The sequence below is a fragment of the Tardiphaga sp. 813_E8_N1_3 genome (assembly GCF_051811025.1).
GTDB lineage: Bacteria > Pseudomonadota > Alphaproteobacteria > Rhizobiales > Xanthobacteraceae > Tardiphaga.
In genome coordinates this window covers 4,823,401-4,843,025 of the sequence record NZ_JBPWQE010000001.1, presented here as the reverse complement: position 1 = coordinate 4,843,025, position 19,625 = coordinate 4,823,401, and the positions used below count along the sequence as shown (strand labels likewise).

The 19,625-nt window shown below is 62.4% G+C and carries 19 protein-coding genes; 14 read left to right on the top strand and 5 right to left on the bottom strand.

From position 1 onward, the window contains the following. Window positions 1-43 precede the first annotated feature (43 nt). The 6 genes from AB8A33_RS22975 (at window position 44) to AB8A33_RS22950 (ending at window position 5,570) form a co-directional block, all read left to right on the top strand. A complete protein-coding gene (locus tag AB8A33_RS22975; protein ID WP_439062122.1) occupies window positions 44-718 on the top strand; it encodes a dienelactone hydrolase family protein in 675 nt (224 codons plus the stop codon). A gap of 65 nt (window positions 719-783) precedes the next feature. Next, window positions 784-1,218 (top strand): GNAT family N-acetyltransferase, encoded by a 435-nt coding sequence (locus tag AB8A33_RS22970; RefSeq protein ID WP_439094868.1) that lies wholly within the window; start codon window positions 784-786, stop codon window positions 1,216-1,218. Between the two features lie 61 nt (window positions 1,219-1,279). Next, window positions 1,280-1,750 carry a GNAT family N-acetyltransferase gene (locus AB8A33_RS22965; RefSeq protein WP_439094867.1) on the top strand — a complete coding sequence of 157 codons (471 nt, stop codon included), beginning with the start codon at window positions 1,280-1,282 and terminating at the stop codon, window positions 1,748-1,750. Between the two features lie 249 nt (window positions 1,751-1,999). Then, the gene (locus AB8A33_RS22960; RefSeq protein WP_439094866.1) at window positions 2,000-2,548 is read left to right on the top strand and encodes a putative immunity protein; all 549 of its coding nucleotides are present in this window, start codon (window positions 2,000-2,002) and stop codon (window positions 2,546-2,548) included. Between the two features lie 285 nt (window positions 2,549-2,833). Further along, a complete protein-coding gene (locus AB8A33_RS22955) occupies window positions 2,834-4,996 on the top strand; it encodes an anthranilate synthase component I (RefSeq protein WP_439094865.1) in 2,163 nt (720 codons plus the stop codon). A 28-nt stretch (window positions 4,997-5,024) separates the two neighbouring features. Then, a complete protein-coding gene (locus AB8A33_RS22950) occupies window positions 5,025-5,570 on the top strand; it encodes an adenine phosphoribosyltransferase (protein ID WP_068733118.1) in 546 nt (181 codons plus the stop codon). A 7-nt stretch (window positions 5,571-5,577) separates the two neighbouring features. Here the strand turns inward: AB8A33_RS22950 and AB8A33_RS22945 are convergent, their stop codons facing one another. Beyond that, window positions 5,578-6,246, bottom strand: a complete 669-nt coding sequence (locus tag AB8A33_RS22945; RefSeq protein ID WP_439094864.1) for a hypothetical protein — start codon at window positions 6,244-6,246, stop codon at window positions 5,578-5,580. A gap of 48 nt (window positions 6,247-6,294) precedes the next feature. Beyond that, complete coding sequence (locus AB8A33_RS22940; RefSeq protein WP_439094863.1) at window positions 6,295-7,050, bottom strand: hypothetical protein; 756 nt, start codon at window positions 7,048-7,050, stop codon at window positions 6,295-6,297. 308 nt (window positions 7,051-7,358) lie between these two features. Between AB8A33_RS22940 and AB8A33_RS22935 the strand changes: the two genes are divergently transcribed. Genes AB8A33_RS22935 through AB8A33_RS22920 form a run of 4 tightly spaced genes read left to right on the top strand, consistent with a single transcriptional unit; the run spans window position 7,359 to window position 11,000 of the window. Continuing rightward, on the top strand, window positions 7,359-7,838 hold the full coding sequence (locus AB8A33_RS22935) for a MarR family winged helix-turn-helix transcriptional regulator (RefSeq protein ID WP_439094862.1): 480 nt from the start codon (window positions 7,359-7,361) through the stop codon (window positions 7,836-7,838). Beyond that, entirely contained in the window at window positions 7,835-9,901 is a 2,067-nt protein-coding gene (locus AB8A33_RS22930) for an FUSC family protein (protein WP_439094861.1), read from the top strand. The genes AB8A33_RS22935 and AB8A33_RS22930 overlap by 4 nt, the downstream gene beginning before the upstream one ends. Next, window positions 9,898-10,107 (top strand): DUF1656 domain-containing protein, encoded by a 210-nt coding sequence (locus AB8A33_RS22925; protein WP_439079314.1) that lies wholly within the window; start codon window positions 9,898-9,900, stop codon window positions 10,105-10,107. The genes AB8A33_RS22930 and AB8A33_RS22925 overlap by 4 nt, the downstream gene beginning before the upstream one ends. Continuing rightward, on the top strand, window positions 10,104-11,000 hold the full coding sequence (locus tag AB8A33_RS22920; RefSeq protein ID WP_439094860.1) for an efflux RND transporter periplasmic adaptor subunit: 897 nt from the start codon (window positions 10,104-10,106) through the stop codon (window positions 10,998-11,000). The genes AB8A33_RS22925 and AB8A33_RS22920 overlap by 4 nt, the downstream gene beginning before the upstream one ends. A 3-nt stretch (window positions 11,001-11,003) precedes the next feature. On the opposite strand, the gene AB8A33_RS22915 is transcribed toward AB8A33_RS22920, so the two are convergent. Continuing rightward, window positions 11,004-12,035: a helix-turn-helix transcriptional regulator gene (locus tag AB8A33_RS22915; protein WP_439094859.1), complete on the bottom strand. Its 1,032-nt coding sequence runs from the start codon at window positions 12,033-12,035 to the stop codon at window positions 11,004-11,006. Window positions 12,036-12,313: 278 nt separating this feature from the next. On the opposite strand from AB8A33_RS22915, the gene AB8A33_RS22910 reads away from it, so the two are divergent. From AB8A33_RS22910 to AB8A33_RS22900, 3 genes are all read left to right on the top strand, one after another. Next, window positions 12,314-14,476 carry a TonB-dependent receptor gene (locus tag AB8A33_RS22910; RefSeq protein ID WP_439094858.1) on the top strand — a complete coding sequence of 721 codons (2,163 nt, stop codon included), beginning with the start codon at window positions 12,314-12,316 and terminating at the stop codon, window positions 14,474-14,476. Window positions 14,477-14,575: 99 nt separating this feature from the next. Beyond that, complete coding sequence (locus tag AB8A33_RS22905; RefSeq protein WP_439094857.1) at window positions 14,576-14,944, top strand: hypothetical protein; 369 nt, start codon at window positions 14,576-14,578, stop codon at window positions 14,942-14,944. After that, entirely contained in the window at window positions 14,941-16,197 is a 1,257-nt protein-coding gene (locus AB8A33_RS22900) for an MFS transporter (RefSeq protein WP_439094856.1), read from the top strand. Before AB8A33_RS22905 ends, AB8A33_RS22900 begins: the two co-directional genes overlap by 4 nt. Here the strand turns inward: AB8A33_RS22900 and AB8A33_RS22895 are convergent. Further along, window positions 16,169-17,137: an ABC transporter substrate-binding protein gene (locus tag AB8A33_RS22895; RefSeq protein ID WP_439094855.1), complete on the bottom strand. Its 969-nt coding sequence runs from the start codon at window positions 17,135-17,137 to the stop codon at window positions 16,169-16,171. The genes AB8A33_RS22900 and AB8A33_RS22895 overlap by 29 nt on opposite strands. Before the next feature lie 388 nt (window positions 17,138-17,525). Between AB8A33_RS22895 and AB8A33_RS22890 the strand changes: the two genes are divergently transcribed. Beyond that, the gene (locus AB8A33_RS22890; RefSeq protein WP_439094854.1) at window positions 17,526-18,626 is read left to right on the top strand and encodes a glycosyltransferase family 4 protein; all 1,101 of its coding nucleotides are present in this window, start codon (window positions 17,526-17,528) and stop codon (window positions 18,624-18,626) included. Window positions 18,627-18,628: 2 nt separating this feature from the next. Here the strand turns inward: AB8A33_RS22890 and AB8A33_RS22885 are convergent, their stop codons facing one another. Beyond that, the gene (locus tag AB8A33_RS22885) at window positions 18,629-19,549 is read right to left on the bottom strand and encodes a LysR substrate-binding domain-containing protein (RefSeq protein WP_439094853.1); all 921 of its coding nucleotides are present in this window, start codon (window positions 19,547-19,549) and stop codon (window positions 18,629-18,631) included. Window positions 19,550-19,625 lie beyond the last annotated feature (76 nt).

The window sequence follows — 19,625 nt, the reverse complement described above, 5'->3', positions numbered from 1 at the left end:
GAGGGGTCTATAAGTTGGCCGAACCATTCCAGCGGAGGACATCATGGGAACATCGATCAGCTTCAAGCGCCCCGACGGCAAGGAAGCCAAGGGCTATCTCGCCAATGCCCAGGCCGGCAACGCTCCGGGCGTCGTCGTCATCCAGGAATGGTGGGGCCTGCAGGAGCAGATCAAGGGCCTGGCCGATCGCCTCGCGCTGGCCGGCTTCGATGCGCTGGCGCCTGATCTCTATAACGGCGTGGTCGTGCCCTATCACGACACGGATGCGGCGGGCAAAGAGATGAACTCGCTCGATTTCATGGACGCCACCACGCAGACCGTGCGCGGCGCGGCGCAATATCTGTCGCGCAACGGCGCGAAAGTCGGTCTCACCGGCTTCTGCCTCGGCGGCGCGGTGACCATCATCGGATCGTGCAAGATTCCCGAACTCAAGGCCGCCGTGGCCTTCTACGGCATTCCGCCGGAGCAGGCGGCCAAGCCCGCCGATGTGCAGGTGCCGCTGCAGGGCCATTTCGCCAATCGCGACGACTGGTGCACGCCTGCGGTGGTCGATGCGTTCGAGAGCGGCCTGAAGGCGGCCGGCAAGTCCGCTGAATTCTTCCGCTATGATGCTGACCACGCTTTCGTCAATGAACAGCGCGTCAGCGTCCATGACCGCGAAGCCGCCGAACTAGCCTGGGGCCGCGCGACGGCGTTCTTCAAGAAACATCTGGGCTGAGGCCTTTTGATCGGATGCTGATCCGCAGAGCGCGACCCGATGAGGCGGCCGAGATATGCGATGTCTTGCGCCGCTCCATCGCTGAGCTCTGCGGCGCCGATCATCATGACGATCCGGCGATCCTGCACAGGTGGCTCGACAACAAGACGCCGGCGGTGGTCGGGAGCTGGATTGTCCATCCGGACAACTTCGCTCTCGTCGCGGTCGACGAAGAAACGGTGCTCGCCATCGGCATCGTCAGACGCGATGGCGAGATTACGTGCAACTACGTTTCCCCGGATGCCCGGTTCCGGGGCGTCAGCAAGGCGGTGCTGGCGCAGCTTGAGGCGACCGCACGGGACCATGGCAACGATGTCTGCCATCTGATCAGCACCGAGACAGCCCATCGCCTTTATCTGTCTGCCGGCTATGAAGACTGCGGAGTGCCGCAGGGGAAATTCGGCACAACGTCATCCTTTCCCATGCTGAAGCGGCTCACCGGTGAAGCTCACACATCGTGACGCTGACGCATAGTCGCGTGGCAGCTTGATGCGACAGGCCTGACCTTGTAGGTCGAGGCCGATGACAGCCAACTTCACCATTTCCGATTTGCGCCAGCAGGCCGACTTCTTCGATACCGTCGCCGATCGTATCTGGCAGGCGTGGTGGAAGCGCCATGGCGTGCCCGAGGCCTATATCGTCGAGCGGCTGCGCGAGAACATGCAGGGGACCGACCTGCCGATGGCGCTGGTGGCGCATCGCGGGGCAGACTTTCTCGGGATGGCGTCGCTGCTGGTGTCCGATCTTGACGAGCGCCCGCAATACACGCCCTGGGTGGCGGCGGTCTGGACCGAGCCTGATGTCCGCAAGCAGGGCGTCGCCCCGTCGCTCATCGAACGGGCCTGCCTGGAGGCCTTCTCCCGCGGTCATGCCCGGGTCTATCTCTGCGCTGCCCCGCCCCGTCGGGCCTGGTACGAGAGCATTGGCTGGACCCCGATCGAGGAGGGCGTCGGGGCGCTCAAGCTGACGGTATTCGTCCGGCAGCGGAGCTGAAGCTCATTCGACCCCCTCCCTCCACGAATGCGCGGGTCTATTCCCTCTTCCGCTTGCGGAGGAGGGTTAGGGAGGGAGCAAGGTGAGCGCGGTGCTCGCGATTTCCCCCTACTCTCTCTCCCCTGAAATAACGGGGATACATCGCTAGCGACAACGCCGGCCCTCGGCGCCGGAACGGGCATATGATCGTCTGTCCGGATGCGAAGCGGACCCGGATGCTGATAAGGTTGACTCGGAACGTTTGGGGCTATGGCGGAAGACACCCTGATCATCGAACTCAGCATGGCGGAACTCCGCGAGGTTGCCGGTTACGCGGTGGCGTGCGGCCGGCCCGCATTGGCGATCTTCGAACGTGAACGTCCCGAGGATCCCCGCCCACGGAACGCGATCAACGCCGCGCAGGCCTTCGCCGATGGAGGCCGCCGGACCAAGGCGCTGCGGGACAGTGCTTGGGGCGCGCAACGGGCGGCTCAAGCAGCCCGCGACGCCGGACAGGCCGCGGCGAGCGAGGCCGCCCGCGCGGCGCTGGCCGCAGCCGGGGCTGCTTTCCTCCATCCGCTGGCGAAGGCAACCCAAGTCAAGCACATCCTCGGATCGGCCGCTCACGCCGCGCGGGCGTTTGAACTCGCCACCCAAGAAAATCCTGCTGTCGAAGCCAACCATATGACGCAAACACAAATCCGCCCACGTCCGGTCGTGGTGGATGTCCTCAAGCGCTATCCGGCCGCTCCAACTCGTGGCGGACGGATCGGCGAATTGATCCGTCAGCTCGATGCTTCGCTCCGACAAGCTGAATAGCGAGACCCGGGGAAGTTACGGTCAGGAGAACGCTGGCAGCCAGAGCCGCAACGCTTTGCCCGAATTGGGCTCCGTTAGTCCCTTGACCTTCGGGCCCGGCCATGGTGATTTGCCGGCCATGAGCACCCCTGTCCGCAACAGCCGTCGCTGGTGGCGCACCTCCTGAAGAGGTGGTCGGTGCGATTTGCTTATTTTCAATCGTCGAAGGCCGCCATCGCAGTGCGACGGCCTTTGCTTGTTTGTTCTGTGTGGCGCCCCCTCCGGCATGTTTCCTAAGAGGACACCATGAACAGGACTGTGTTTTCGCTCCCCGCTGACAGCACCTACAAGACCCGCGCGGGTCTCTCCGTGGCGCGCCATGTCGATTATTTCACCGGCGGCACCGCGCTGGACGACCTGATCGTTCGGCTCGACCAGCGCCGCGGCGTGGTGCTGTCGTCGGGCACCACGGTGCCCGGCCGCTATGAGAGCTTCGATCTCGGTTTCGCCGATCCGCCGCTGCTGCTGGAAACCACCGGGACGGATTTCACGCTGACGGCGCTGAACAAGCGTGGCCAGGTGTTGATCGCCTTCCTCGCCGATACACTGCGGGATCCCTGCATCGCCCTCGACGGGCGGACGATGTCGAAGCTCAAGGGCCACATCATCCGCGGCGAGGCGCCGGTCGAGGAAGACCAGCGCACCCGCCGCGCCAGCGTGATGTCGCTGGTGCGCGACATGGTCGCGCAATTGTTCTCTTCGGACGATTCCATGCTCGGGCTCTATGGCGCCTTCGCCTATGACCTCGTGTTCCAGATGGAAGACCTGAAGCAGAAGCGCGCGCGCGAGGCCGACCAGCGCGACATCGTGCTGTATCTGCCCGACACGCTGCTGGCCTATGACCGCGCCACCGGCCGCGGCGTGCTGATGTCCTACGATTTCACCTGGAAGGATCGCTCGACCGAGGGCCTGCCGCGCGACACGCCCGACAGCGGCTACAACAAGGCGCCGCGTCAGGGCTTTGCCGATCACGCGCCCGGCGAATATCAGCGCACCGTGGAAAATGCCCGTGCCGCCTTTGCGCGCGGCGATCTGTTCGAGGCTGTGCCCGGGCAATTATTTGCCGAGCCCTGCGAGCGTTCGCCGGCGGAAGTGTTCCAGCGCCTCTGCGTGATCAATCCGTCGCCCTATGGCGCGCTGATGAATCTCGGCGACGGCGAGTTTCTCGTTGCCGCGTCGCCGGAAATGTTCGTGCGCTCCGACGGTCGCCGCGTCGAGACCTGTCCGATCTCCGGCACCATCGCGCGCGGTGTCGACGCCATTGGCGATGCCGAGCAGATTCGTCAACTCCTGAATTCGGAGAAGGACGAGTTCGAACTCAACATGTGCACCGACGTCGATCGTAACGACAAGGCGCGCGTCTGCGTGCCTGGCACCATCAAGGTGCTGGCGCGGCGGCAGATCGAGACCTATTCGAAGCTGTTCCACACTGTCGATCATGTGGAAGGCATGCTGCGTCCCGGATTTGACGCGCTCGATGCGTTCCTGACCCACGCCTGGGCGGTGACCGTGACCGGTGCGCCGAAACTATGGGCGATGCAGTTCGTCGAGGACAATGAGCGCTCGTCGCGGCGTTGGTATGCCGGTGCCATCGGCGCCGTGTCATTCGATGGCGGCATCAATACCGGCATCACCATCCGTACCATCCGCATGAAGGACGGGCTCGCCGAAGTGCGCGTCGGTGCGACGCTGCTATTCGATTCGGATCCCGTCGCCGAAGAGAAGGAATGCCAGACCAAGGCTGCAGCCCTGTTCCAGGCGCTGCGCGGCGATCCGCCGAAGCGGCTGTCGGCCTTCGCGCCGGATGCAACCGGTTCGGGCAAGAAGGTCTTGTTGATCGATCATGATGACAGTTTCGTGCATATGCTGGCGGATTACTTCCGTCAGGTCGGCGCGACCGTCAGCGTGGTTCGTCATGTCCATGCACAGACCGTCCTGAACCGCGAGAGTTTCGATCTGCTCGTGCTGTCGCCGGGGCCGGGACGTCCCGCCGATTTCGGCATCGGCAAGACACTCGATACCGCGCTGGACAAGAAACTGCCGGTGTTCGGCGTGTGCCTGGGCGTGCAGGCAATTGGCGAATATTTCGGCGGCGTGCTGGGCCAGCTCGCGCAGCCGGCGCATGGACGGCCGTCGCGCGTGCAGGTGCGGGGCGGAAAGTTGATGAACGGTCTGCCCAATGAAATCGTCATTGGGCGCTATCACTCGCTGTTTGTCGAGCAGGACAGCATGCCCGACGTGCTCACCGTGACGGCCTCGACCGAGGACGGTGTTGCCATGGCCATCGAACACAAGACGCTGCCGGTGGGCGGCGTGCAGTTTCATCCGGAATCGCTGATGTCGCTTGGCGGCGAGGTCGGCTTACGTATCGTCGAAAACGCATTTCGGTTGGGGCAGCGCCCCAACTGATCTCCATCTGAAGAATCGAAAGACCCTGATGACACCCGAACTCGCGCACGATCTCAAAGCCTCCGTCCGCACCATTGTGGATTATCCGAAGCCGGGTATCCTGTTTCGCGACATCACCACACTACTGGGTGATGCGCGCTCGTTCCGCCGCGCGGTGGATGAGCTGGTGCAGCCCTGGGCGGGGCTGAAGATCGACAAGGTCGCCGGCATGGAAGCGCGCGGCTTCATCATCGGCGGCGCGGTGGCGCATCAGTTGTCGGCCGGTTTCGTGCCGATCCGTAAGAAGGGCAAGCTGCCGCACACCACCGTGCGCATCGCTTACTCTCTCGAATACGGCATCGACGAGATGGAAGTGCATGCCGACGCCATCAAGCCCGGTGAGCGCGTCATTCTGGTCGATGATCTCATCGCCACCGGCGGCACAGCTGAAGGTGCGGTCAAACTGATGCGCCAGATCGGTGCTGAAGTGATGGCCGCCTGTTTCATCATCGACCTGCCGGATCTCGGCGGCGCAGCGAAGCTGCGCGCGATGAATGTGCCGGTGCGCACGCTGATGACGTTCGACGGGCATTGATTGCCCGTCACGACCCCTGCAGCAGCAAACCCAGCTCGATCTCGCGGAACGCGAAGTAGTTCTTCCGAATCCACTGATGCAGCTCGGTGGATGAATCCTGCTCCGAGCGCAAATAGCCGGTGAAGGAGAAATTCAGCCGGTCGATATAGGTCTTGAGAAAAGGCGGCAGCGCCGCGATGCGCAGCATGCGGCCCTGGGCCAGCGCCACCGGGATTTCGCCGCGCAGCACGTGTTCGTTGTCGATCACATAGAGCGAGTTGCGGATGAACTGCTGCTGCAGCATCTCGTAGCCGCGCAATGAGGCGCGGTCGCTGTCGCCCATGAAGAACACGATGGGCGCCACGCCGCGGCGTGCGGCTTCCTTGGCGAAACCGATCTCGCCGGTCATTTTGAAGAATTCGTCGAAGGCGAAATAGCCGAGGTCGATCACCTTGGCCATGTCGTCGTTGATGATGAGTCGGTCCATCAGCGACATCTTGCCAAATGTGTCGCCGATATCGGCGGTCTCGGTCAGCTTCGGAAGGAAATCCAGCAGCGACGGTTCTTTCAGGCTGACATCGAAACCGATGACGTCGCCGCGCTGCAGCTTCAGGAATTCGCACAACAGGCGCGCGACGAGGGTCTTACCGACCATCGGTCGCGTCGAACAGATGATATAAACGGGCGTACGTCGCATCGGCGCAATATCAGGCGAATCCGACGCCGCTCCAATCGTTAAATGGACTTACTTCTCGCCGGGGCTGCGGGCGCCGGGCTTGTCGTGGACAATGTCGGTCAGCTTGATGCGGTCGAATTCGCTCCAGACATTGGCCAGCCAGTGCCGGACATAGCCGCGCAGCACGAACGAATAGTTTGCGGTCTCGTCATGCGGTCCCTTATTGGCGACGAATTTCAGGAACGGCACGCTGGACACTTCGACCTGCTCATAGGCCATTTCGTTCAGTTTGGGGATGGTGATCTCGGTGGCGCCCTTGATCTTGTGGAAATACGAGTTGTAGGTCGCCTGGTCCCATTCGAAGAAGCTGGTGTTGTTGATGAAATTCTTCACCAAGAAATACTTGGCGCCGTCCATGAAGCCGGCGGTCTCGGCGATCTCGTCCAGGGACGCGATCGACGGGCCCAGGATGTGAAACACGGCGAAGGTGATCTGGCCGGACTTGGCGGCATCGAGGAAGCCGATGTCACGCAGATCGGCCAGCGCCCGCGACAGCAGGCCTGCGCGGACGTCGATCACTGTCACCGAGGGGGACGCGCTGTTCAGCGTATCGAAGATCTTCATCTGGTCGGCCGTGGTCGTCATGTCGACGATTTCGGTGATGTCCGAATGGAACCGCTTCAGCGTACCGCGTGGCGCCTCGGTGTCGAAGGCGCGCGTCGCGACATTGTTGGCGCTGAAATAATCCAGAACCGTCCGCGACACCGTGGTCTTGCCGACCCCGCCTTTGTCCGCGCCGACGACAATCACTGCTGGCTTCGCCATGGAATTCCTTTGCCGCTTTCAAATGGAGCATCCGCGCGATGGAGATTCGCGCGCTGGAGAACACTACCCGATGCCTGCTTTGGGCGCGAACATGGCAGAAACAAGGGGGATTTCAATCGCTGAAAGATATGGCCCACGGAAATCATTGGCAAATTCTCCATATCGGGTCAGCGACAATGCTTTCGGCATTCGGTTCGCCGGCACGGGCCAGCCGGCTCCTCGGCCCGCCGCCAGTCCTCACCACACCGTGATTGACGCGGTGCACAAAATAGATTGCAGGCTAATCAATAGTATCCTATCTAATTTCCATGCCCCACTCCCAAACGCATATCCAGGCCGAACTGGGCCTGTTGGTTGCGCGACTGGCACGGATCTGGCGCCGCAAGGCTGACCAGACCCTGTCGGCGCATGGCCTGTCCGAAGCCACGGCCCATCCGCTGCTGATCCTGTCGCGGCCTGGACGGGAGAATGTGCGTCAGGGCGTGCTCGCCGATGAAATGGGGCTCGAGGGCCCGTCGGTGGTCCGATTGATCGATCTCCTGGCCGCCGAAGGTCTGGTCGAGCGCCGCGAGGATCCGACCGACCGTCGCGCCAAGGTTTTGCATCTGACCCCGCTTGGCGAAGCCAAGGCCGACGAAATCAGGCGCGTGATGCGCCGGCTGCGTGGCGACCTGATGAAGGGCATCGCGCCCGATGAACTCGCTATTGCCTTCGATGTGCTCGGACGGATCGAGCAATCGGCCAATCGTCTCTATGAAGCCGCCGAGGAGGCGGACGCGCTGCCATGACCTCCGCTGTTACCCGGCCGCCGTTTCTCGTCCGCCACGCCGACATCATCTTCTCCGTGAAAACCTTCATCGCCGGCATGATGGCGCTGCTGATCGGTTTTGCGATGGATCTGCCGCGGCCCTACTGGGCGCTGGCCACGGTCTATATCGCCTCGCAGCCGCTGGCCGGCGCCACGCGTTCGAAAGCGCTGTTTCGCGTCATCGGCACACTGGTTGGCGCTTCGGCCAGTGTGGTACTTGTCCCGAACCTCGTTAATTCGCCGGAACTGCTCAGCCTCGTCATCGCGCTGTGGGTTGGCCTCTGTCTTTATGTGTCGCTGCTGGATAGGACGCCGCGCGGCTACATGTTCATGTTGGCGGGCTACACCTGTGCGCTGATCAGCTTTCCCTCGGTCAACGAACCCGCCGCGATCTTCGATACCGCCGTGGCGCGCAGCGAGGAGATCATTGTCGGCATTCTCTGTGCCACACTTGTTTCCACAATCTTGCTGCCGCGCAGTGTCGGTTCGGCGGTTGCCGCGCGGGTCGATAGCTGGCTCGCCGGTGCGCGCAGACTGACGCAGGACGTGCTGGCCGGCCGCAGCGCCGATCCGGCGACCCGCGACCTGCGCCTCAAGCTTGCTGCCGATGCCGTCGATATCGATACGCTGGCCGATCATCTGGCCTATGACCGGCTCGGCGGACGCGAGACCTCTCGCTGGATGCGCGCCTTGCGTACGCGTATGCTGACATTTCTGCCGCTGCTGTCATCCATCGGCGATCGCATCGACGCGCTGGGCGAAGACGCGCGGACGACTTCACCGCACCTGATGGCTCTGATCGACGACGTCTCGGCCTGGATTGCCGACAATGGCACCGATCGCGAACCCGCCGAGCTGCTGCGCAGCATGATCGCCGCGCAGCAGCCGAAATTGAGCGCGTCGTCGTCGTGGAACGAGATCATGATCGCCAGTCTGCTGATGCGGATGCGCGAGCTCGTCGATATTTCAGCGGATTGTCGGGTCCTCAATCAGGCGATTGCCGAGGGCGGTCGCCCGCCGGGCGCCAAACTCGCTTTTCAGGCCGAAGCCGGCGTGGCGCCGGTGCGGCATGTTGATCACGGCATGGCGCTGTGGTCCGCAGCCGGCGTGTTCGTCACCATCCTGGTCTGCTGCGCGTTCTGGATCGCCACCGGCTGGACCGATGGCGCGACGGCGCCGACCATGGCCGCGGTCGGCTGCTCGTTCTTCGCCAGCATGGACGATCCTGCCGTCGGTTTGCGCGGCTTTGCCAAATGGACGCTGGCCGCGATGGTGATCATTGCGATCTATCTGTTCGCGATCCTGCCTGCGATCACCGATGTCGAGGTGCTTGTGGTCGTGCTGGCGCCGCCGTTCCTGCTGTTCGGTTATCTGATCGCACGCCCGGCGACGTTCTTCATTGGCATGCTGCTGGCGGCGAATACCGCGACGCTGATGGCGCTGCAGACGACCTACAATGCCGACTTCGCGAGTTTCGCCAATTCCAGCGTGGCTTTCTTCGTCGGTACCGAACTCTCCGTCATCTCGATCCAGTTGATCCGCTCGGTCGGCTCCGAATGGAGCGTGAAGCGCTTGATGCGGCGCGGCTGGATCGCCATCGCGCAGGCCGCCGAACAGCGCGGCAATCGGGACCGCGCGGCCTTTGCTGGCCTGATGCTGAATCGGATCGGTCTTCTCGCGCCGCGGCTGACGGCGCTGAAGGATTCGCCGCTGCGTGCTGTCGACAACCTGCGCGAATTGCGCGTCGGGCTAAACATCGTCGATCTGCGCCGGGCGCGTCATCATCTGTCGTCACCGACGCTCAATGCTATGGACACGATGCTGGACGAGCTGGCCGTGAGCTTCCGCAACTACAAAGGCGGTGCGATGCCGGAACCACTGCTGACGAAAGTCGATCACGCGCTGTCGGAAGCCATGGGCGAACGCGGGGCAGGGCGCGCGGACGCGTTGATCGGCCTCGTCGGCATTCGCCGCGGTCTGTTCCCGACGACACCGGCCTATCTGCCCGAACCGAGCCTTCTCGCCGGGAGTGTGGCCGCATGAGATATGAAGTCGATCTGTTCGGCGTGCTGTTGCCATCGCTGATGCTGTGGCTGGTCATCACCTACGCCATCGGCGCGCTGCTGCGCCCGCTGATCGAACGCTCGGGCCTCTATCGCTATGTCTGGCACCGCGCGCTGTTCGATCTTGCTCTGTACGTTTGCCTGTTGGGCGGCGTTGTCTATCTGTCCTCCGGATTACTGTCATGAAAAACACTGTGAGTTTCGTTCGCCGTTTCGCTGTCACCGCGCTGGCCGTCGTCGCCGCGCTCGCCGTCGGGCACTATCTCTGGGTCTATTATATGGATGCGCCGTGGACCCGCGACGGCCGCGTCCGCGCCGATGTGGTCACCGTGGCGCCGGATGTTTCGGGCTTCGTTACGGAAATCCTGGTGAAGGACAATCAGAAGGTCACGCGTGGCGATGTCATCATGCGCATCGACCGCGCGCGCTTCGCCCTGGCGCAGCAGCAAGCCGAAGCCGTCGTCGCCGGTCGCAAGGCCAGCCTGGAGCAGGCTGAACTTGATCTCAAGCGCTACAAGGAACTGACAACGGCTGCTGTCTCGCAGCAGAAGCAGGAACAGGTGCTGGCGACGCAACTGTTGGCCAAGGCGTCACTGGATCAGGCCATCGCCGATCAGGCGGTGGCGCAGCTCAATCTCGACCGTAGCGAGATCCACGCGCCGGTGTCAGGCGTGATCTCCAACATGGACCTGCGGCCCGGCACCTATGTCACCGCCGGCAAGGGCGTGATGGCATTGGTCGATACGTCGAGCCTGCATGTGGACGGCTATTTCGAGGAGACCAAGCTGTCGCGCATTCACGTCGGCGACCCCGTCCACATTCACTTGATGGGCGATGCAACCAAGCTCACCGGCCATGTGGAGAGCGTCGCCGCCGGCATCGAGGATCGCGACCGTGCAGAAGGCAGCAATCTGTTGGCCAATGTGACCCCGACCTTCAGCTGGGTCCGCCTCGCCCAGCGTGTGCCGGTGCGCATCGCGCTCGATCCGGTGCCGGCCGGCGCCACGCTGGTCGCAGGGCGTACGGCCACGGTGGAGATCCTGCCGGGCGAAGGCACGGCGATAGCGAAGGCGAATTGAGGCTCAGGCGTCTGCGTCCGGCATCGTATCCAGCAGCATCGTCTCAAATCGCGCACGGATCTCGCGGGGCGTGGCACCAAAACGCTTCTTGAAGGTGCGGTTGAAATAAGAGAGGTCGCCGAAGCCGACCTCGAAGGCGATGGTGCTGACGGCGCGATCCCCACGGCTGCCGTCGCGCAGCATGTGGAAGGCGCGCTCGAGCCGGCGCTCCAGCAGATAATCCGAGAATGTGCGGCCTTCAGCCTCGAACAGTTTCTGGAAGTAGCGTGCGGTCACACCATGCGTCGTTGCCAGCCGTTCCAGTGACAGCGTCGGCTGGCTGAGGCTGGCCTCGATATCGGCCTTGAGCGATAGCAGGCTGATGGTCGGTCGGTCCTGCCGTAGTGTCGCGCGTCGCTCCGGCGCATCGGCTTCGTCGATCATCGTGGCGACGAGACCGTTCATGTAGTCGATGGCGAGGCCGGTCAGTGCCGCGGAGTTCATCGGCAACAAACCGCGCATCACGGCAGCGGCGTAATGGCCGAGCGCGATCAGCCCGCCATTGTCATGGGCGATGTGGCGCAATCCGGTACGGCCATTGCCGGGGAGCAGCAGGCAGTCGACGCGGCTCACATCATTCATGATGAAGGTGGTAGCGCGGCCGGGATCGAGAATGATCGCCTCGCGCGGCATGCATGTCTGGCGCTGACCATCCTGCTGGACGATCACAACGCCGTCGGACGGCCGCAGCACCAGGATATCCTGCGGCGAGTTGTCGATCGTCTCGTCGTCGGGCACGGTCCAGAGCGGCGCCGGATCGAAGCATGACATCAGTCCGAGATGCGGCTGCATCCGCAGGATCGCCTTCGACTGGAAAGGCGCCGTACGAAACGATCCCAGCGAATTGCGCTGCACGGTCTTCCACGGCAGGCGGCTCTCAAGCGGCTTACGCAGGGTGTCATCGATATCGTCGGCAACCAGCCAGAGCGGGACGAGGGGGCAATCTGGAGCGGCATCGACGCAGGATGAAGACCGCGACTGATGCACGTTTGCCACAGCATCGAATCCAAACCGCTTCGTTCGCTCCAGTCCGACTATCAATTCACCGAGTCCAAGTCATGCAATGGGCTGTGCCGTATCGCTGTGACGATAGACGGAATGCGCGGGCGTAAGAAGAGTAAAGCCGCGGCTGGAATTTACATTGATTCCAAACTGCTGAGGCCTCGGTCGAATTGACCGGCTCGATTTCCCCAGTGCTTCGTCGCCACGAACATACGGAAGACTCCCAGCTCATGCGTTACAGCCAGTTCCTTCTCATCCCCGCAGTCGGGCTCATGTCTTCGCAGGCTGTTGCGCAGCAGAGCGCGGGCGTCACGCTCGACGAGATCACGGTAACGGCCGCGCGTGCGCAGCGCTCGATTTCGGATATTCCGCAGACCGTGCAAGTGATCGACCAAAAGGAAATCGACGAACAGCTCAAGCAGAGCGGCAGCGCATCCGCGCTGCTGGCCAAATTTCTGCCGGGCTTCTCGGTATCGAACCAGACTATCTCCGGCGCTTCCGAAAGCTATCGTGGCCGCGACCTCCTGGTGCTGATGGACGGCGTGCCGCTGACGACGCCGCTCCGCGACGTCTCGCGTGTTCTGTCGCTGATCGATCTGAATTCCGTCGAGCGCATCGAACTGGTCGCTGGTGCATCGAGCCTGTATGGCGCCGGGGCGACAGGCGGTACGGTGAATTTCGTCACCAAGAAAGCGCAGCCGGGCGGTCCGCGCGTCAGCGTCAACACGGCGCTGCGCACCTTCACTGCCGATCCCGGCGGTTCGCTGGCACCGGAGCTGTCGGCAAGCGTCAGCGGCAAGCACACCAATGGTATCGATTATGTGTTCGTCGGCAGCGGTCGCGGTGCGCAGAAGACTTATGATGGTGCGGGCCGTGAACAGCCATCGGACGCGATGCTCGGCCAGGGCGGTGGCGATCGTCTCGCCAGCGGAAATTTCCTTGGCAAGATCGGTTACGACTTTGATGGCGGCAAGCGCATCGAAGCCTCGATCAGCCAGTTCTATCTCGACCAGACGCCGAAATATCTCACCGACTATTCGGGCGCCTATGCGAAGCCGGATTTCACCAAGCCCTATACCGGGCAGAGCGTGTTGGAAGATTCGCGCTCGTTCCAGCTCCGCTACAGCGATACGGACTTCGTGCTCGGCAATCTCAGCGTGGTCGGCTTCTACAATGACATCAAGAAGCGCTTCAACTATTCGGAATTCTCCTATCCCTATAACTCGCTGGTCTATTATTCCGGCAACCCGCTGAGCCCGACCAGCCCGGCTAACCAGACCACGCTCTATTCCGAGCGCGGTGGCGTCAACCTGACGATCGATACGCCGCTCGACCGCATCTGGAACGGTGCCAAGGTGACCTGGGGCACGGACGTCGTCCATGACAAGACATGGCAGACATTGACGGATGGCCGCGACGTGTTCACGCCGCTGACCCAGGTCACGACCGCCGGATTTGCATTGGTGCAAGTCCCGATCACCGATCGCCTGACCGCGCGCGGCGGCGTTCGCTACGAGCATTTCGATCTCAGCGTCGACGACTTCCTGCGTCCGGCCGCCTATGCTGCGATTTCGCCGGTGACGCGCTTCGTTCTTCCGCCGCTCAACGTTATTGGCGGCCAATACGAATATGCGTCGCCGACCTACAATCTCGGCGCGACCTTCAAGCTGAACAACAAGATCGATCTGTTCGGCGGTTTCTCGCAGGGCTATGCGCTGCCTGATGTCGGCGCATATACGCGCCGCGCCGGTCTGTCATCCACGGCCTTTGCCTGTCCGGTGGCGACGCCGAACTGCCTGCCGCTGGCGCGCCAGACCATCTCCTTCACCTCGATCGCGCCGGAAGCCCAGATCGTCAACAATTACGAGATCGGTATTCGCGGCGGCGACGGCCCCTACAAGGGCAGCATCACCGGCTTTGTCAGCACGTCCGAGAAGGGCGTGACGTTCGATCCGGTCACCAACCTGATTTCGCAGCAGAAGGAAATGATCTACGGCGTCGAATATATCGGCGAAATGGCGATCAACCGGAATTTCACGCTCGGAACCACCATCGGCTACAAGGAAGGTCGCTTCGACAGCAACAAGGATGGCGTGCTCGATAGCTGGCTTCCTAACAACCGGATCGGCAGCCCGGTGCGCGGCCTGATCTTTGGCGACTATCGTTTCGACAACGGCATCAAGCTGCGCCTCGAGGGCGAGGGTTATGCCGCTCGTAACCGCGGCATCAACCTTGCTAACACGATCTATCCCCTCGAAGGCGGCTTCACGATGAATGCTGCGCTGAGCGGGCCAGTCTATGGCGGCGAGGCCTATGCTGCCGTCAACAACCTGTTCGATGCGGAATTGCAGAATCCGACCGCGACGTCGGTGCGCAACCTGCCGGTCTATTCCTGGGGCCGCACCGTGACGGTCGGCTATCGCAAGACATTCTAGGGCGTGATCCCGAAAAGTGGTCGCCGGCTTTCGGATCAGATCACGCTCAAACAAGACAAACCTTCCAAGGCCACTTCCCAGGGAGTTCGAATTGCCATCATGGTCGATCTGGACATTTCAGGAAGCCTGCTGACGCTACGGTTTCTGCCGCCTTACGCTGACACGGACGAGCGCGACTATCTGGATGCGCTGGTTCGGGTCGGCGAACACGATGCGCCGTTTGAACTTCTGACCGTGTTCGGGGGCGGTGGGAAACTGTCTGTCGCCGGCGAGCGTGAGCAGGCGCTGTGGTTCAAGGCGACGCGCGGCCATATCTCCGCGCGCTGCCGTGCCGTGGCGATCGTGCGGCCGGGGGCGAACAAGAAGATGGAAGAGACCTTTCGGAAGCTGTGGCCGATGCCGCTGGTGGCGCTTGAGGACGAGAGCGCCGCGCGCGCCTTTCTCGCCGGACATCGAGGCATAGCATGAGCACCGTCGAGCTTCATGCAGCCGCGCCGGTCGCGATCATGGGACGCAAGCGCCTGTTCGTCGTCCTCGGGGGGCTGTATCTCGCGCAGGCGATCCCGTCCTATCTGTTCGTGGCGGCCCTGCCACCGATCATGCGCGAGGCGGGCGTGTCGCGCAGCGAGATCGGCTATCTCAGTCTCTGGTTCCTGCCGTTGCTGCTGAAGTTCTTCTGGGCGCCGGTGGTCGATCGCATTCGTCCCTTCGCGCGCGCACATCGCGCGGGCTGGGTGATCGTGACGCAGACCGGCGTGATCATCAGCCTGCTGTGTCTGATCCCGCTCGGCGCGACGAATATCTGGGGCATCATCGCGGTTGGCCTGTTCGGTTCGCTGCTGATCTCGACCCAGGACATCGCTACCGATGGCTATGCGGCGAAATATCTCGCGCCGGAGGATCGTGCCATCGGCAACGCCATTCAGGGCGGATCGGTCGCATTCGGTGTGGTGATCGGCGGCACGCTCGGCCTCGTGCTGTATGCGCATATCGGCTGGACCGGCATGCTGTTGACCATCGCCGGCTTCTCGCTGATCCCGCTCTTTGCAGCCTTCGCGATGCGCGAGGAAGATGCCGGGCAGATCGACTCAGCGAAGCCGCGCCCGTCGGTGATGGCCTTCCTGCGTCGACGCGAAGTGCGCAACATCCTGTGGATCGCGCTGATCTACCGGATGAGCGAAGGCCTCGTGAAGGCGATGGAGGGCAGCTATCTCGTCGATGCCGGCGTGCCGCTCAAACAGATCGGTTATCTCTCCGGTGGTGCTGCGACGACGGCGGGTCTCGCAGGCGCGGCCGGTGCGGCATGGCTGTTGCAACGCTGCGGCACCGGCTGGACGCTGGGCCTGCTGGGCATTCTCCGCACCATCTGCTTTGCGCTGTTCACGGCGCATGCGTTGGGCGTGGTCACCGGCATCTGGCCAATCTTCGGAGCGGCCGGGTTCCAGACGTTGATCCGTTATATGGAGATCGTTGCGCTCTACAGCCTGTTCATGGCCGCGGCCTCGAAAGAACAGCCGGGCACCGACTTCACGATTCTCGCCTGTGCCCAGCTGATCATCTACTTCATCGGCTCGATGCTGTCGGGCCGTATTGCCGATCTGCTCGGCTATGGGACGCTGTTCAGCGTCGCCACACTGTTGTCGCTGATCGCGGCGATTGCCACGATGCGCATTCTCGCCGCACACCAGCCAGCTAGTTCGACGCCGGCGCAGTCTGCGTGAAGCTGCGGTCGACGGCCTTGCTGACATCGACCTGCTTCGACAGGATTCCGTAGCGTGTGGCGCGGTCGGACGCTTCCTGGAACTCCTTCACCACGCCATCGTCGATGGCGATTGGTCGCGTGTCCTGTGCCTTGTAGGCGCGCAGCAGAACGTCTTCCGGCAGCTTGGTCAGTTCGGCGGTGTTCTTTGCATAGTCCTCGATGTGCTCGCGCGACCAGTTACGCGCTTTGTCGAGACGCCGCAGGAAGTCGGCGATCGCCTCGCGCTTGGTGGCGATGGCCTGATCGGACGCGATGATGAAGGTCAGCGTCGGCGTCAGACCGGTGCCGTCGGCGACGACACGGGCATTGTCCTTCAGCACGGCATAGGAGACATAAGGCTCCCACACCGCCCAGCCATCGATGGAGCCGGCGACCAGCGCAATCTTGGCATCGACGGGGCCGAGCGGTGCGAAGGTCGCATCGGTGATCTTGTAGCCGGCCTTCTCCAGCGTCGCGTCAATCAGGAACTGGCCCCAGCCGCCGCGCGTACCGGCGAGGCGCTTACCCTTGAGATCGGCCGCGGTCTTGATCGGTGAATCGTTGCGCACCAGGATCGCCTGTGTATCCGCATTGGCGCGCACGCCGCCGATCGCCTTGATCGGCGAGCCGTTGGCATAGACCGAGAGGAAAGCAAGGTCGCCGGTGTGGCCGACATCGAGCGCACCGGCATTGATGGCTTCGAGGATCGGCGCGGCCGCAGGAAATTCCGACCACTGGATTTTGTAAGGTAGGTCCTTGGTGAGTCCGGCTGCTTCCAGCAGCGAACGGTTGCCGCCCTTCTGGTCGCCGACGCGCAGCGTGATCTGGTCGGCTGCGAAAGCGGAGGTGGCGAGCGCTGCGCTGAAGACTGTGGCGACGAGCGTTGATAGCAAACGACGCGTAGGGGAGGCGGTGGTCATGGTCATTTTCTCTGATGCAATGGCGTGCATCAAAGCTACGTTCAGTGCGATTCCAGTCAATGAAATGGCTGACTGAATATTATCCAGCGGAAGCAACGAATGTATCGCTGCTGGAAATGGCGTGGAAGTTTTGCATTTTTCAGGGAATCTGATGTGTTTTGGTTCACTGTCATCCCAAGCGCGCATTCCCGCCCAACTCTGCCGCCTTTCCGCCAGAATTCGCTTCTGCGGCGCATTTGATGCGCCGCAGAATAGCCACGAGCGTCAGCCGAAATAGGGAATGGATTACTCCGAACAGACAAAAACCCTGACGCTATTTCGCAATCGGGCCGTTTGGAGTGCGACGGATTTGGAAGTCGCCCGGCATTCGGGCCGGGAGCATTTCAAAGTGGGGTCTGTGCTTCAATTGATTTCGTCGCTGACCGTGGGAGGGTCCGAGCGACTGCTGATCAATTTCGCTGCCAGTTGCACGCCGGGAGAGGATATTCCGCAGGTTTTCGTCGTCATCAACGACTTTTTCCATCCTGACCTCGCTGCCGAGCTCTCCGCGACAGGGCATCCGGTCTACTTCCTCAAGCGTCCACCCGGGAACCGCAATCCACGTGTCATTCTAAGCTTGCTCAACATCATCCGTCGTCACGATATTCGTATCATCCATGCGCATGACAGCGGCGCCAAGCACTTCGCCATGTTGAGTAAACTGTATCGTCCGATGAGCGTCGGCTACACGATTCACAATACCGGCCTCGTCAATGCGTGGGACCGTGTGAAGCTTCGGCTGCATCAGCGGTTCGTCGATTGGAACATCGCGATCTCTGCTGCGGTCGAGCGTGAATGTGAATCTGTCAAACTGAAGCGCCTGTTCAAGGTGCATAACGGTATCCCGCTGGCGACGTTCGATAGGGTGGCGCGGCAACGTCGCATCGGACCGGCTCTGCGGCTGATCAATGTCGCCCGCATCTATCCGAAGCAGAAAGGGCAGGACATCCTGATCAAGGCGGTCAGCCTCTGCGTCGCGCGCGGGCTCGACATTCGCTGCGATTTCGTCGGCAGCCCGCCTGCGGGCGACGAGTCGACCCTCCTGAGTTTGAAGGCGCAGGCAATCGCCGAGAATGTCGCCGATCGTATTCGCTTTCTGTGTGGGCGCACCGATGTGCGTCGTCCGCTGGACGAGGCCGATATCTTCGTCCTGCCGTCGCGTTTCGAAGGTTTCGGGCTGGTGCTGCTCGAAGCCATGGCCGTTGGCCTGCCTGTCATCGCCGCGGATGTCGATGGCCCGGCCGAACTGCTGGTGGACGGCTCGAACGGTATCAAATTCAAGGTCGGATCCGCCGAGGATCTCGCCGACAAGATCGCGGCGCTTGCAGCGCAGCCCGAACTCGCCGCGAAGATCGCAAGGACCGCGAAGGATTTCGTCACCGAATTCGATATCGCAAATATGCGCGACCAGTATTTCGGCATCTACGGGCAGATGATGAAGGCAAGCTAGCCTCAAGTCCGGCGTGTGCGCTTGCCGGTTGCGGCGAGCTTGTCAGCCAGAAATTCCAGCAGCACTTCGACGCGGGCAGGGCGCGGGCCTCCCGGCGGCGTGACCAGATAGACGCCGCTCGATGACTGCGACCAGTCTTGCAGCACGGCTTCGAGCTGGCCGCTGGCGAGGGCCTCGCCAACGATGAAATCCGGCAGGTCGCCGATCCCCAATCCCGCAATCAGGGCCGGCAACAGTGCTTCGCCATTGTTGACGCGGAGCGGCCCGGCTGGCCGCACGCTGGCCTGTTCGCCGGCGGCATTGGTGAAATGCCAGACGCCGGGCGTCGAGAGATAGGTGTAGCCAAAGCATTTGTGGTCGGCGAGATGCATCGGATGTGTCGGTCGGCCGTACTTTTTGAAGTAGGACGGTGCCGCCACGATGGAACGCTTTACCGGACACAATCGCCGCGCGAGCAGCGATGAATCCGGCAGCGTGGCGATGCGGATCGCAGCGTCAAAACCTTCGCCGATCAGATCGACGGTTGCGTCACTGAGGCTGAGGTCGATGGAGACTTCCGGATATTTGGCGAGGAACTCCGGCAGCAGATGCGCCACCGTGTTGGTGCCATAGGTCATCGGCACCGCCAGCCGCACCAGTCCGCGCGGTGTGGCCGATTGCGCGAGAGCCTCGTTCTCCAGCGCTTCGCCATCGGCCAGAAGCTGCGTGGCCTTCACCGCCAGCGTCTTGCCGGCGTCGGTGAGCGCCAGCCGCCGCGAGGTCCGGTTGAACAGTCGCGCGCCTAGGCGATCCTCGAGCCGGCTAACCGCTTTGGAGACAGTGGCCTTGGACAGGGTCAGTTCGCTCGCTGCCGCCGCGAAGGACCGCAGCTCGACCACCTTGGCGAAAATCGCCAGCGCCTCGAAATCGGGGAGTTTTGACATATCAAAATCCGAAACGATGAGTTTCAATCATTTCTATTTATGCATCATTCGAGAGAGCATATCCAGATGCCAAGGA

Coding starts and splice junctions, on each gene's coding strand:
- AB8A33_RS22975 (WP_439062122.1), top strand. CDS start 44: ATGGGAACATCGATCAGCTTCAAGCGCCCCGACGGCAAGGAAGCCAAG.
- AB8A33_RS22965 (WP_439094867.1), top strand. CDS start 1,280: ATGACAGCCAACTTCACCATTTCCGATTTGCGCCAGCAGGCCGACTTC.
- AB8A33_RS22960 (WP_439094866.1), top strand. CDS start 2,000: ATGGCGGAAGACACCCTGATCATCGAACTCAGCATGGCGGAACTCCGC.
- AB8A33_RS22955 (WP_439094865.1), top strand. CDS start 2,834: ATGAACAGGACTGTGTTTTCGCTCCCCGCTGACAGCACCTACAAGACC.
- AB8A33_RS22950 (WP_068733118.1), top strand. CDS start 5,025: ATGACACCCGAACTCGCGCACGATCTCAAAGCCTCCGTCCGCACCATT.
- AB8A33_RS22945 (WP_439094864.1), bottom strand. CDS start 6,246: ATGCGACGTACGCCCGTTTATATCATCTGTTCGACGCGACCGATGGTC.
- AB8A33_RS22940 (WP_439094863.1), bottom strand. CDS start 7,050: ATGGCGAAGCCAGCAGTGATTGTCGTCGGCGCGGACAAAGGCGGGGTC.
- AB8A33_RS22935 (WP_439094862.1), top strand. CDS start 7,359: ATGCCCCACTCCCAAACGCATATCCAGGCCGAACTGGGCCTGTTGGTT.
- AB8A33_RS22930 (WP_439094861.1), top strand. CDS start 7,835: ATGACCTCCGCTGTTACCCGGCCGCCGTTTCTCGTCCGCCACGCCGAC.
- AB8A33_RS22925 (WP_439079314.1), top strand. CDS start 9,898: ATGAGATATGAAGTCGATCTGTTCGGCGTGCTGTTGCCATCGCTGATG.
- AB8A33_RS22920 (WP_439094860.1), top strand. CDS start 10,104: ATGAAAAACACTGTGAGTTTCGTTCGCCGTTTCGCTGTCACCGCGCTG.
- AB8A33_RS22910 (WP_439094858.1), top strand. CDS start 12,314: ATGTCTTCGCAGGCTGTTGCGCAGCAGAGCGCGGGCGTCACGCTCGAC.
- AB8A33_RS22905 (WP_439094857.1), top strand. CDS start 14,576: ATGGTCGATCTGGACATTTCAGGAAGCCTGCTGACGCTACGGTTTCTG.
- AB8A33_RS22900 (WP_439094856.1), top strand. CDS start 14,941: ATGAGCACCGTCGAGCTTCATGCAGCCGCGCCGGTCGCGATCATGGGA.
- AB8A33_RS22895 (WP_439094855.1), bottom strand. CDS start 17,137: ATGACCACCGCCTCCCCTACGCGTCGTTTGCTATCAACGCTCGTCGCC.
- AB8A33_RS22885 (WP_439094853.1), bottom strand. CDS start 19,549: ATGTCAAAACTCCCCGATTTCGAGGCGCTGGCGATTTTCGCCAAGGTG.